This window comes from Agathobaculum sp. TL06 (genome assembly GCF_054658635.1).
Map to the genome: position 1 here is coordinate 1 of NZ_BAAGGY010000038.1, position 12,651 is coordinate 12,651.

Genomic DNA, 12,651 nt, shown 5'->3' on the forward strand with positions numbered 1-12,651 from the left:
GCCCCTCCTGCCGGTTGATCTGCTCCGCCAGCCCCTGCGCGATCGGCTGCACCAGCACCGCTTTGCCGTTCCAGCCCACGCGCTCGTTCGACACATCGAACCAGTAGTCCACGAACGCGCGCAGGAAGTTCCCCTCGCCAAACTGCAGGATCTTCTCCGGCGCTTCCTCCAGAATATACCCCTTGTATCCGCTCGCTTTTATTGTTTTGTAGTTCAGTTCTTCCATCTCCAAGTCTCCTTTCCGATCCGTCCTGTCCTTATCGTAAAACGCCGGCGGCGTTCTGTCAATTTCCGTCTTCCCTCCGCCCGTATTTTGCACCCGCCGCGGCCAAGCCGCATACACTGACATTGAACACGATTGCAAGAGGTGATTTTCATGACCATGTGCGCCACCGTGCTTTGTGTGCAGAACGGTTCCCTTCTGGTATGCGACCACTGCACCCGCCAGCAGGTCCTCGTACACACTGCCGGCACAAGCTGTTTTCGGGCGGGCGACCGCGCCTGCATCCGCTACAACGGCACCATGACAAACAGCATTCCTCCGCAGATTTCAGCGCAGCACATCTGCCGCATCTGCCATTGATAAAGCAAACACCGCTCCTGCACGGAGCGGTGTTTTTCTATTCTACCCATTCCGCCGGCGCCGCGTACAGCGTTTTATCCTCCCCGCGTAAAACGCGGTATCTTTCGCCGTCCGCGGCAACGGTCCCAACGAACGTACAGCCCGGCGGCGGTGCGTCGGTCACCTGCGCCGCCCCATGACTGCACATCAAAAACCGTTTCATCAGGCTCCCTCCTTCATTCGGTAGGTTGCCCGCGCGGCGGCGCCTTATCCGCGCCCCTGTCCGGAGCGCAGTATGGCAAAGGTGACGGGGAACCGTCCGGCTCCTGTTCGATGCATCCGGTCCGTCCGGCTTCCCCGCAGCCGCCCTTCCCTCGCTTTTTTATTCCCGTATCATTGCGGATACTGCCTCAATCCAGCCGCGCGCGGCCGCTTCCTTTGTCGGCTTGGGCAGGATCTCCGCGCTCAGCACGCCTTGATATCCACATTCCTGCAGCTTGCGCAGAATGCCCACCATATCCGTGTGTCCCGCGCCGGGATACCAGCGGTTGGAGTCGGAAAAATGCACATACCGGATCTCCGGACTGCATGCCTCGATCGAGGCCATCATATCCGACTCCTCGATGTTCATATGGAACGTATCGATCAGGATACCCGTGTTCGTCAGGGAATGGCTGCGGATGAAATGCGAGATCTCCTCCATCGTACACAGGAAATTGTTTTCATACCGGTTGATCGGCTCAAAGACGATATCCACGCCCGCTTTTGCCGCCGTCTGATCCAGATACTCCATAGAAACCGCCAGGCGGTCCAGCGCGGCCGGCAGTTCTTCCGCCGTGGCCACGTTGCCGCGCATGCAGCCGATGATTACGGTTGCATGCAGCCGCCCTGCCAGTTCGAGGAAGGCTTCCAGCCGCTGCACGGCCGCCCGCCGGCGTGTCTCGTCCGGATCCGTGATGGACAGGCCGTGGTTGACGTAAGCGCGTCCCGTCCCGATCGCGGTCAGACGCATGGAATTTTCTGCAAGCGCCTGCTCGAGCGCGGGCAGGTCGACATCGGCCGGATCCGCGATGTGCAGCTCGACACCATCGTACCCCAGCTCGTGCGCTTTCGCAACCCCCTGTGCGAAATCCCCCTCGTAAACGAACGGGGCGCTGCCTATAATCTGATCGACCATTGTCATGGATGTGATAAACTTCATTTAAGACACCTCTTTTAGTATCCAGTTATGGCAAAGGCCGCCCATAAGGGCGGGCCTTTACCCGACGTAAGAAAGAAAAAAGAAGAAAAGAGAAAGGGTCAATCAATAAAGAGGCCGCGTCTGGGGAGCTCATGCACGCTCTTCCAGCCGTCGCTGAGGGGCTCGCGGAGGCAGGGCTCGATCTCCTCGTAAGGACGGAGGGAGAATTTGCGGGGATCGGGTACCTTGCCCGCGGGATAAGCTTCCAGGATATCCTCGACCATGCAGTTCAGGTATTCACAGATCGCGGCAATCGGACGTTTTGCCTTTCTTGCTTCACCTCTTGATGGGTAGCCCACAACACCCTCAGGGGTACCGAAGCGCTCAATTACACGGTGGCCTTCTGCCTCGGACCACTTGTTCGGACGGTGGAACGAATCCACCGAGCCATCATAGAAGCCTTCGTCCAGCATCCCCATTGACTTCGCCTGCGCGTCCACCACACAGCCCATATCCACCATGCCCGGGAACATGAGCAGCGCCGCAGAGGTTTCCGCTTCGTCCGCATGCACAAACGGCGTGCTGACGAAGTCCGGCCGCTCATCGCCCAGCGGATACCAGAATTCACGAATCGCACGATGCCATTCAACGACTGTTGCGAATGCCGGAAGCTGATAGCGCTTAAAGAATTCCTGAATCGCGGACTCGAGCATCCAGTCCATGCCGTGGTTGTTGACAAGGATGATCTTGCGGAAGCCGTCGTCCCACAGGCCGACCAATACGTTAATCAGCGTATCAACGATGGATTTCTCGCTCGTCATGACCGTGCCGGGCATACCGCAGTGATGGTAGGGATGGCCGCCGTAGTTGATCGGCGGGAGCGCCAGCGCGACCTCATGGCCGGCCTTGGCTGTCTTGCGGCGCACCGCCTCGCAGATCGAGGTACACATAAACGTGTCCAGGCCGGAGTTGTTATGGATGCCGTGATTCTCGGTGCAGCCGATTGGCACCAGGACGATATCGTTCTTATGGCGTTTCTCGATTACCATCTTGCGCGGCGAGGTCTGGATATAACAGCCCGGCTTGCCGATCTCACTGTCGGACGGGATGCCGTAATCATCCAGAATGGCCTGGATCTCCTCCTCCGAGGCGTCCCACAGCCGTTTCTTCAGCCGTCCTACCTTGTTGTCCTCAAAGAATATGTTCGGATACGCTGTCGTTAAGTACTTCTCTTGCATAGCTGCATTCTCCTTGTATAAATGTAGGTTTTTCGCTTGGGTCCTACCGTCAGGAAGCGATGCCCCTCTCTCCCTCACGGCCAGATCCAAGAACTCAACAAGTGGGAGGCGCTGCCGCGGCGGCGTCAAACCGCCGCGGCGCACCGCAAATCATATTTTATTGGTCTTTGAACGAATCAACGTTGGTTTCATCAACAACCTTGGTCGGAACCTCATAGAAATCCTTTACCTCGTTGCCCTCCAGCACATCGACCGCGGCTTGTACAGACTCATAGCCCTGCATATAGGGGTTGCCCCAAGAGGTCATCGTGATTTTTCCTTCCTTCAGGGCAGAGACCGCGTCGTCGTTCGCGTCCTGGCCGGCAATCAGGATCTGACCGGTTTTTCCAGCAGCGTCAACCGCCTCGGCGGTACCCAGCGCCATCTCATCATTGCAGCAGTAGATCGCGTCTACGTCCGGATAGGACTGGAGCAGGTTCTGCGCAACGTTCAGCGCCTCCGCGCGGGAGTAGTTCGCGGACTGGGAAGCGACCAGCTCGATGTCCGGATACTCTTCGAGCGCCTGCTTGCAGCCTTCGATACGGTCAAGCGAGGTCTGTGCGCCGGTGGAGCCTTCAATGATAATCAGCGTACCCTTGCCGCCCATTTTTTCAAACAGCGCCTTGGCAAGCTCATAGCCCTGCTTCACATTTTCCAGACCCGCAAATGTCTCGCAGAGGGATTCGTCCGCAATACGGGTGTTGGATGCCACGATCGGGATACCCGCGTCGGCAATACGCTGCGCGGCCGGAACGATGGCTTCGGTATCGACCGGACACAGAACCACGCAGTCCACGCCGTTTACAATCGCCTCATCGCAGAGCTGGGTCTGCTGCTCATTGCCCGAACCCTCGGCGGTATCGACCGGCGTTTTAACCTCGACATTGTAGCCCAGATCTTCGCCTGCCGCTTTCGCGCCTTCCGCCATGCTGATAAAGAACGGCGCGGTGGAGTTCTTCAGGATAACGGTGATGTTTTTGCCGCCTTCTGCGCTTGCACCGCCGTCACCCCCTGCATTGTCGCCGCTGTCGCCATTGCTGCATCCCGCGAAAGTGGCTACCATGGCCGCCGCCATCAGCAGCGCCGCAATTCTTTTGCTCTTTTTCATGATACATTCTCCTTTTCTGGCTCTTTCTTTATCATCATACGGCCCAAAGCCGTTATGACACACAAACAGATGCCTCACTTATCGCCTTTTCCCGCATACTTTGCCATCAGGTTGTTGAGTACGCGCTCATAAACGATTGCAAACAGGATCACAAAGCCGACGACCGCCTGCTGCCAGTTGGTCGATACGCCCATGATGTTCATGCCGTTGCGGATAAACATAATAATCATCGAGCCGATCACCGTATTGACCACCGAACCGGTGCCGCCGCAGAACGCAATGCCGCCGATCAGTGCGGAAGCGATCGAATCGTTCGTCAGCGTGCCGCGGATGCTGGGATCGGCCGCGTTCAGACGCGCCAAGTACAGGATGCCGGTCAGCGCGGCCAGCAGGCCGTTGGTTACATAAACGCCGATGATAACCCCATCGGAATGCATGCCAGACAGCTTGGTCGCCTTTTTATTGTGGCCCAGGGAGTAAAGCGTGCGGCCGTAGATCGTGCGGCGCGTCAGGAAATACAGCACCGCGAACACAAGGAAGGTGACCAGCGCAACATTCGGGACGCCCGGGATCAGGTACCCGTTTACGATGCTGCGGAAGCCGTCCGAAAAGCCGTAGACGTATTCGCCGTTGCAAACGACATAGGCCAGGCCGAGCGCCATGAAGTCCACGCTGAAGGTAGCGATGAACGGCTCAATCTTTACCTTGCTGATCAGCACACCATTGAACAGGCCGAAGCCAAGCCCCACGCCGAACGCGATCACAAGCCCCATGAAATAATTGCCTTGCTGAAAATAGGACGCGCTCAGGTAACTGGAAAGGACCATGGTGGACGACATCGATATATCGATACCGCCCGAGATAATGGCAAGGCTCATGCCGAACGCCATCAAAATCGTGAACGGGGTCTGCTGGAACACAACCTGCGTGATATTATCGACCGACAGGAAAGCCTCCGGCCGGAGCAGGGCGAAGCCCACGCATACGACCGCCAGGATCAGGAAGCGGGAGAGCAGGTCGATCTGGTTTTTCTTTTTAACCGACATTGTTGTATACCCTCCTCTGCGCCTTGATATTCTTCCTGTGGTCGTTGACCACGTCAATAATGATCAGCGCAACGATCACAAAGCCGGTGATCGCCTTCTGCCAGGTGGCGGGGATGCCGACCAGACTGAGGCCGCTCGCCAGAATCTTCATCAGCAGCGCGCCGAGGATCGTGCCGCCAATGCCGCCTTTGCCGCCGATGAACGGCGTACCGCCAATAACAATGGCCGCCATTGCGTTAAACGTATAGTCCACGCCCACCGCCGGACTGCCGGAATTGGTCATGCAGGCGATCAGCACACCGGCCAGCGCCGCGAACAGCCCGCTGAGCGCATACACGATAATCGAAGTCTTGACCACCTTGATACCGCTTACAGAGGCCACTGCCTGCGAACCGCCAAGTGCGAAAACATCGTAGCCGAATTTGGTCTTTTTCTGGACCCACACCATCAGCGCCGCCAGGATGACCGTAATCCAGATCACGACATAGATACCGGCGATTTTGCCGTTGCCGATCCAGTTGATGAAGTCGTTCTTGACCGCCACGGTATTGCCGTCCGTCGTCACCAGCGCCAGACCGGCAAAAACGCTCATCATGCCGAAAGTGACGACCCAGAAGTCAAAATTGCATTTGGCGATCAGCAGCCCGTTGATCACGCCGACCGCAATACCGATCAGCAGCGGCAGCAGCAGAGCCAGCGCGACCGGCACGCCGGCGTTATACAGCACCACCACGGAAACCGCGGCCATTGACACCACTGAGCCGACCGACATGTCGATCTTGCCGATCAGAATGACCAGCGTGAAGCCCAGCGCCGCCATCAGCAGCGTGCAGGTGTTGCGGAAGATCATCATGATATTATAAGAGGACAAAAAGCGTTCGTTGGCCAGGCCAAACAGGACGAACAGCACGATGTTGCCGACCAGGATGCCGGGGATGTTCAGCTTCCTCAGCCCTGCCAGCAGCCCTGCCGCGCCCCCTTTCTGCGATTTATTCATTCACCGCACGCTCCTTTCCTCCAACAGCGAAGCGCATGATGGCCTCCTGCGTCATATTCTCGCGCGTCACCTCGCCCGTGATCTCGCCGTCCTTCATGACGTAGACACGATCGGAGATGCCGATAACCTCGTTCATTTCCGAGGAGATCATCAGGATACCGTATCCCTCCCCGACAAGACGGTCAAGCAGCTTGTATATTTCGCTCTTCGCGCCGACGTCGATGCCGCGCGTCGGCTCGTCGATAATCAGAAATTTACAGCCGGTTTCCAGCCATTTGCCGACAACGACCTTCTGCTGGTTGCCGCCGGACAGCTCTCCGACCAGCTTTTCCGCGTTCGGAGTCGCGATACGAAGCTCCGCCACATACTTTTTGCCGATCTCGTCCTCCGGCCCCGAGCGCAGGACGCCGCCCTTGAACACTTTTGTCAGGCTCGCCGCGACCAGGTTTTCCTTGATGGGCATTTGCAGCACCAGCCCCTCGGCCTTGCGGTCCTCGGAAAGATAGCCCATGGAGTTACGCACGCTCTTGACAGGAGTAGTCCGCGTGATTTGCTTGCCGTACAGCGTATAGCTGCCGTGTTCGATCGGCTCGTCTCCGAACACCGCCTTGGCAATCTCGGTACGTCCCGCGCCGATCAGGCCGGACAGCGAAACGATCTCACCCTCGCGCACATTGATATTCACGTTGCGGAAGCGCCAGCCGGAAAGGTCCTTTGTCTCAAAGATCACCTTGCCGGGCTCGCGGTAATGCCGCTCGTACATGTTCTCTATCTTACGGCCGACCATCATGGAGATCAGCGTATCCAGATCCATGTCCTTTACATCCACCGTATCGATGTACTGCCCGTCGCGCATGACGGTAACGCAGTCCCCGATACGCTTGATCTCGTCCATGCGGTGCGAGATATAGATAATCGCCACGTTGTCTCTTTTCAGCTTTTCCACGATATCGAACAGCTTATCGATCTCACGGTCGGTCAGGGATGAGGTCGGCTCGTCCATAATGACCAGCTTGACCTCCTTGGAAAGCGCCTTGACCACTTCCACCATCTGCATCTGAGCAATGCTCAGTTTTTTGACCAGGATGTTGGGGTCCAGGTCCAGCCCCAGGCGGTCCATCAGCTCACGGCTGTCCTTTACCATCTTTTTATAGTCGATCACGCCCTTGAGGCCCTTTACCATCGGCTCATGACCCAGGTAAATGTTCTGCGCGATCGTCCGTTCCGGCAGCAGGTTCAGCTCCTGATGGATCATGCTGATGCCGGCCTCCATGGACTGACGGACGTTGGTAAAGTTGACCTCCTGCCCGTCGTACCAGACCGTTCCCTCGTCCCTGGTATATACGCCGGAAATGATCTTCATCAGCGTGGATTTACCCGCTCCGTTTTCACCGAGCAGGATGTGGACCTTGCCCTTTTCACAGGTAAGCTGAACCTTGTCAAGCGCCAAAGTACCCGGAAAACACTTTGTAATCCCTGTCATGCGCAAGATCACGTTGTCTTGTTTTACGTCCACTAAATTGCCTCCTTGTCCTTAATCTGGCGTGAGAGCCAACTGATTCATCCTTTCGTTTACCAAAAGGATCGCCGTGTTATCTCTCTGCTTGAGCCCCATGGCCATCAGGCTGTTGTACATCTGCATGGTCAGGCTGGCGGTCGGCAGGTTTGCGTCAACCTGCTTTGCCAGCTCCATCGCCATGCGCATGTCCTTATGCATGTTATAGCCGGTCGAGGTCGGCGTAAAGTCCCGCGCTTTCATGGTATCCGCCTTATAGCGCAGGATCGGCGCGGCGGCGGCGCTGTCCCCGATCAGATCGATCATGGTCTTCCAGGGAAGCCCCAGCTTTTCCCCCAGCACCAGCCCCTCGGAAAAGGACTGCAGCGCCTGTGCGAGCATCATATTAATGATGATCTTCATATATCGGGACTGCTCGCCGTCTCCCAGCCAGGTCTGACGGTCGCCCAGGACTTTCAGGTACGGCAGACAGGTCTCAAATACCTGCCGGTCGCCCGACGCCATGATGCCGAGCGTACCCGCCGCGGCAAAATGAGTACTGCCGGTCACCGGCGCGCGAAGCAGCCGGCCGCCGTTCTCCTCCATCCGCTTTGCCGCCTCCGCAGAGGAATCCGGATCGACCGTACTCATATCGACCAGTATTTTCCCCTGCAGGTTAGCCTTGTCCAGCCCGTCCGGTCCGGCGATCACATCCAGCAGGATCTCCCCGTTGGGGATCATCGTGAAAATGATATCCGCCTGCTCGGCCACCTCACGCGGGTTATGCGCCAGCCTTGCGCCAGTCTCCGCCGCGTAAGCGGACAGATCGCGCCTGCCCGAGCCGCATATCGTTACCGGATAGCCCGCCTTGCAGAGCCGCGCAGCCATCGGGCCGCCCATCGCTCCAGTGCCGATCCAGCCCAGCCGTTTCGCGCCGCTCACAGCGTCAACACCACTTTCATCGTCCCCTCCGGTACGCGCGCGGTCGCAAACGCCTGCGCCGCCTCCCCGATGGGATAATAATGGCTGATCAGCTTATCCGCAGAGGCCGGATTTTTGCACAGGAATTCCATCGCGCGCGGGAAATCGCCCGTGCCGCCGATCGAACCGATGACCGTCAGCGACTTGGTAACGATCAGCTTTTGCGCGATCTCCACCTTGGCAATCATTCCGACGCAGCCCAGCACACCGCCCGGCTTTACCAGGTTGAGCGCGTTGGCAAATACCGACGCGACTCCTGTCGTTTCGATTACCACATCGTATTTCGCCGCAGCATACAGGGAAGCGTAATCGCCGCCCTCGCTGCTGGACGCAAGCTCCTGTGCTGCGGGGATGCGCGCACCCTCGCCGCGTGCCAGCGCGGTGCGCGATTCCGCCAGATCGTATAGTTCAGCCTGCCTGCAGTTTTCCATATGCAGCAGAAGCATCAGCGCACTCATACCGATCACACCGCCGCCCAGCACCAGTACGCGTTTATCCGCGAAACCGCTGGGGACCGCTTTGCGCACCTTTTCCAACAGATGCGCCGCGACCGCGACCGGCTCGGAAAGACAAAGATGCTTGATATCCAGCCCCTCCGGCGCTTTGTATAAGTACATTTCATCACGCAGAATATAGTCGGCCGAAGCCCCGTCAACCGTGATGCCGAACTTTTCAATATGCTGACACAGGTTTTTGTCCACCTCGCAGGACGGACAGGCGCCGCAGTACCGCGAGCAGTCGCCGGTCACAACATCGCCGACCGCGACGCGGGTCACTTCGCTGCCGACCGCCTCCACCACGCCCGACCATTCGTGTCCGAACCGCATGGGATAGCTGTGCGGCCCGTTATAGGTGCCGTTGAACAGATGGATATCCGAGCCGCAAATGCCGACATAGCGGATACGGACCAGCACCTCGCGCCCCTGTGGGACCGGTTTTGGGCCTTCCTGCGCCTCCACGCATTTCGGCTCCTTCAAAATATACGAGATCATTCGTTTTCCTCCTCGCCGTTGGGATGGATGACCACCTTGACCGCGCCGTCCTTATGGTTGATAAAGGTGTCAAACGCCTGCTCCGTCTGCTCGATGGGGAATGTGTGTGTGACCAGACGCCGAGCGTTGACCTTGCCGTGGCCGATCATCCCTAGCAGCGGCAGCGAGCAGTTCGGATTCGCGCGCACACCCTGAACCGTGATTTGGTTCTTTACCATATAATAAAGCGCTTCCTGTGTGGTCGGCACCTTGGGATACGCGATCACACCCACTTTGCCGTTTTTCGTGGTCATGCGGATCAGCTCGTCGAGCGTATCGCCGGCGCCCGCGCAATCAAAGCTGCGGTCGGCGCCCCTGCCGCCGGTGAGTCGGCGCACCTCCTCCACAACGTCCGCAACCTCGGTCGTCTCAATCGTATGGTCCACGCCCAGCTCCCTGGCGACCGCGAGGCGGTCATGGTCCTTGTACCCGATCACGATGGTTTTGGAGCCCATGGCCTTCGCCATCTGCGCCAGCAGAATTCCCATCGGGCCAGGGCCGATCACTGCTGTCCAGCCGCCCGGCACAATGCCAATCAAGCGGATGCCGTTAAACGCCGTACCGCCGGTATCGATCATGGCGCCCTCATCATAGGTCACGTTTTCCGGCATAATGGTCAGCGCCTTCTGATCATAAACCTGATACTGCGCATAGCAGCCGGAATGCGCATGCCCGTAATGGTGGTGGCCGGAATGCCCGTAATTCATACACAGATTATACAAACCCTGCTTGCACATTTCGCAGGTGCCACAGCCGCTGTGCGCCTCGCCCGCCACACGGTCGCCGGGCTTCAGGTTGCTCACGCCCTCGCCGATCGCGGCGACCCTGCCCGCAAACTCGTGTCCGGCGATAAAGGGATAGTGCGGCGGCCAGCCGTCTTTACGTACCTTTCCGGCGAAGATGCCAGGGTCTGACCCGCAGATCGCGATCGACCGGATCTCCACCAGAACCTCGTTATAGCCCGGCTGCGGGATATCAACCAGTTCTACCTGATATTCGCCCGGCGCATGCAGCACAACGGCTTTCATTTTTTGTTCCATCAGCAGTCCACCTCAGCAATCCCCGTTTGGATGAACGATGACCTTGAGCGCGCCATCCTTCCGTCCGATAAAGGTGTCGAACGCTTCGTGTATCTGCTCCATGGGGAAGCGATGTGTAATCTGGTCCTTTACGTTCAGGCTTCCCTGCGCCATCAGGTCAAGCACGATCTTGGAGCAGTTCGGGTTCGCGCGCACGCCGTGCAGCGTGATCTGGTTCATGATCAGCGACTTGAGCGCCGCCTCCTGCCCATCCTTGGGCGGAATGCTGATCAGCGCCACATGGCCGCCCTTGCGCGCCATTTGCACGGATTCAAAATATGCCGTTGCATTGCCGGCCGCTTCAATCACCTGATGCGCGCCGCCGCCGGTGATGCGCCGCACCTCCTCGACCGGATCGTCCACCTTTTCATAATCGATCGTATAGTCCGCGCCAAGCTTTGCCGCCATCGCCAAACGCTGGCGCCGGCCGATCACAATGGTCGCCGACCCCATAGCCTTTGCCAGACACATTGCCATAATGCCCATTGGCCCTGGTCCGATAATGGCGGTAAAGCCGCCCGGCTCCACGCCGGTCAGGCGCAGCGCGTTGTATGCAGTACCCGCGGTATCCACCAGCGTCCCTTCGTCGTAGGTAACGTTATCCGGCAGCAGCGTCAGCGCTTTCTGATCATACACCTGATACTGCGCGTAACACCCCGGCGAGCTATGCCCGTAGTGATGATGCCCCGCCGCCTGATTGCCATAATTCAGGCACAGGTTATAATAACCCTTTTTGCACATTTCGCAGGTGCCGCAGCCACAATGCGCTTCACCTGCCACCCGATCGCCCGGCTTGAGGTTGGTCACGCCCTCTCCCAGCGCCACAACCTGCGCCGCGAATTCATGTCCGGCGATAAAGGGAAAGTGCGGCGGCCAGCCGTTCTGCAGCACCTTTCCATTGAAGATGCCGGGGTCCGACCCGCAAATCGCAACCGCTTTCACCTCTACCAACACTTCACCGCGTCCCGGATGCGGTACGGGGACCCAATCCACGGAGAATTCTCCCGGCGCGTGTATCTGCACGGCCCTCATTTTCTCCTCCATCGCTTTAGACGCATCTCCTTTCTCCATGCACCGGCCTTCGCGGCCAAACTGTATGGTACAGACAGCCTATCATATCGCCATAATAAAATAGCATCTATCTTACTGTCACTTTTTTGCATATGTAGAATATACTGGTTTTTCCCGCTTTTTCGGCATTTGAATGGCATGCCATATAAATGCCATTTGATTTCTCTGTCCTTTTAGTGCCTCCCCTCTGTGTAAGACTATGATTCCACATTTCAACCAAAAAATCAAGTGTTTAAATCCTCGTTTTTCATTCAATAAGCTACAAATTTTCTTTTGGTCTATTGTGCGAAAATCACAAAAATGAATTTTACCTCTTCATTTTTCCTTTTTCCTATTGATAAAACAAAAGCTCGGGCGTATAATGCAGCCAAAGTGGCATGCCATTGACATGTCATTTGCTGATCCTATCTATCACACCAATGATCCCATTCCATTTACAAATTTTAATATGAAAGGCAGGTACAAAAAGATGAGCAAATGGGAAATTCCGGCGAAGGGCGGGAATATGGAAGCGGATAACGGTATCTATTATCAGAACATGACGCGCAAGGAAGTGAGCGAGCGTCTGGAGAAGAACGACGTGATTCTGATTCCGGTAGGCTCCACAGAGAACCATGGAGCAAGCGCGCCGTTTGGAGAGGATACCTATCTTGACACGCGGCTGTGCGAGCAGGTGGCAAAGGCGACGGGCTGCACAGTGGCGCAGCCGATCTGGTACGGCTCCCACCCGTATCACCATCTGGGGCAGAAGGGGACGATCATCATTCCTGAGGAGACGCTGGCGGATTACCTTGTGTATGTGTTCGCGGGGTTCTGGAACGCGG

The 12,651-nt window shown here is 57.4% G+C and carries 13 protein-coding genes and 1 pseudogene; 2 read left to right on the forward strand and 12 right to left on the reverse strand.

Translation table 11 applies throughout. From position 1 onward, the window contains the following. A pseudogene (locus ACYQ3S_RS15030) lies at positions 1–226 on the reverse strand (tagaturonate reductase); the annotation flags it as partial. 150 nt (positions 227–376) lie between these two features. Here ACYQ3S_RS15030 and ACYQ3S_RS15035 point away from each other — a divergent pair. Next, on the forward strand, positions 377–583 hold the full coding sequence (locus tag ACYQ3S_RS15035) for a hypothetical protein (protein ID WP_459690147.1): 207 nt from the start codon (positions 377–379) through the stop codon (positions 581–583). Between the two features lie 37 nt (positions 584–620). On the opposite strand, the gene ACYQ3S_RS15040 is transcribed toward ACYQ3S_RS15035, so the two are convergent. The 11 genes from ACYQ3S_RS15040 to ACYQ3S_RS15090 all read right to left on the reverse strand — a co-directional run bounded on the left by ACYQ3S_RS15040 (position 621) and on the right by ACYQ3S_RS15090 (position 11,827). Continuing rightward, positions 621–785 carry a hypothetical protein gene (locus ACYQ3S_RS15040; RefSeq protein WP_459690149.1) on the reverse strand — a complete coding sequence of 55 codons (165 nt, stop codon included), beginning with the start codon at positions 783–785 and terminating at the stop codon, positions 621–623. A 159-nt stretch (positions 786–944) separates the two neighbouring features. Continuing rightward, the gene (locus tag ACYQ3S_RS15045) at positions 945–1,763 is read right to left on the reverse strand and encodes a TIM barrel protein (RefSeq protein ID WP_459690150.1); all 819 of its coding nucleotides are present in this window, start codon (positions 1,761–1,763) and stop codon (positions 945–947) included. Positions 1,764–1,861: 98 nt separating this feature from the next. Further along, on the reverse strand, positions 1,862–2,980 hold the full coding sequence (gene iolN / locus ACYQ3S_RS15050) for a 3-dehydro-scyllo-inosose hydrolase (RefSeq protein ID WP_459690151.1): 1,119 nt from the start codon (positions 2,978–2,980) through the stop codon (positions 1,862–1,864). 157 nt (positions 2,981–3,137) lie between these two features. Beyond that, positions 3,138–4,127 (reverse strand): sugar ABC transporter substrate-binding protein, encoded by a 990-nt coding sequence (locus ACYQ3S_RS15055; RefSeq protein ID WP_459690153.1) that lies wholly within the window; start codon positions 4,125–4,127, stop codon positions 3,138–3,140. A gap of 74 nt (positions 4,128–4,201) precedes the next feature. Further along, positions 4,202–5,173 carry an ABC transporter permease gene (locus ACYQ3S_RS15060; RefSeq protein ID WP_459690154.1) on the reverse strand — a complete coding sequence of 324 codons (972 nt, stop codon included), beginning with the start codon at positions 5,171–5,173 and terminating at the stop codon, positions 4,202–4,204. Further along, positions 5,163–6,170 (reverse strand): ABC transporter permease, encoded by a 1,008-nt coding sequence (locus ACYQ3S_RS15065; protein WP_459690155.1) that lies wholly within the window; start codon positions 6,168–6,170, stop codon positions 5,163–5,165. Before ACYQ3S_RS15065 ends, ACYQ3S_RS15060 begins: the two co-directional genes overlap by 11 nt. Beyond that, positions 6,163–7,686, reverse strand: a complete 1,524-nt coding sequence (locus ACYQ3S_RS15070) for a sugar ABC transporter ATP-binding protein (protein ID WP_459690156.1) — start codon at positions 7,684–7,686, stop codon at positions 6,163–6,165. Before ACYQ3S_RS15070 ends, ACYQ3S_RS15065 begins: the two co-directional genes overlap by 8 nt. 18 nt (positions 7,687–7,704) lie before the next feature. Beyond that, the gene (locus ACYQ3S_RS15075) at positions 7,705–8,607 is read right to left on the reverse strand and encodes an NAD(P)-dependent oxidoreductase (protein ID WP_459690158.1); all 903 of its coding nucleotides are present in this window, start codon (positions 8,605–8,607) and stop codon (positions 7,705–7,707) included. Continuing rightward, positions 8,604–9,638, reverse strand: a complete 1,035-nt coding sequence (locus ACYQ3S_RS15080; protein WP_459690159.1) for a zinc-dependent alcohol dehydrogenase — start codon at positions 9,636–9,638, stop codon at positions 8,604–8,606. The genes ACYQ3S_RS15075 and ACYQ3S_RS15080 overlap by 4 nt, the downstream gene beginning before the upstream one ends. Further along, positions 9,635–10,717 (reverse strand): zinc-dependent alcohol dehydrogenase, encoded by a 1,083-nt coding sequence (locus tag ACYQ3S_RS15085; RefSeq protein ID WP_459690160.1) that lies wholly within the window; start codon positions 10,715–10,717, stop codon positions 9,635–9,637. The genes ACYQ3S_RS15080 and ACYQ3S_RS15085 overlap by 4 nt, the downstream gene beginning before the upstream one ends. Before the next feature lie 12 nt (positions 10,718–10,729). After that, positions 10,730–11,827, reverse strand: a complete 1,098-nt coding sequence (locus ACYQ3S_RS15090; RefSeq protein ID WP_459690162.1) for a zinc-dependent alcohol dehydrogenase — start codon at positions 11,825–11,827, stop codon at positions 10,730–10,732. Positions 11,828–12,296: 469 nt separating this feature from the next. Here ACYQ3S_RS15090 and ACYQ3S_RS15095 point away from each other — a divergent pair. Beyond that, the coding region (locus tag ACYQ3S_RS15095) for a creatininase family protein (RefSeq protein ID WP_459688472.1) at positions 12,297–12,651 on the forward strand (355 nt) is incomplete at its 3' end.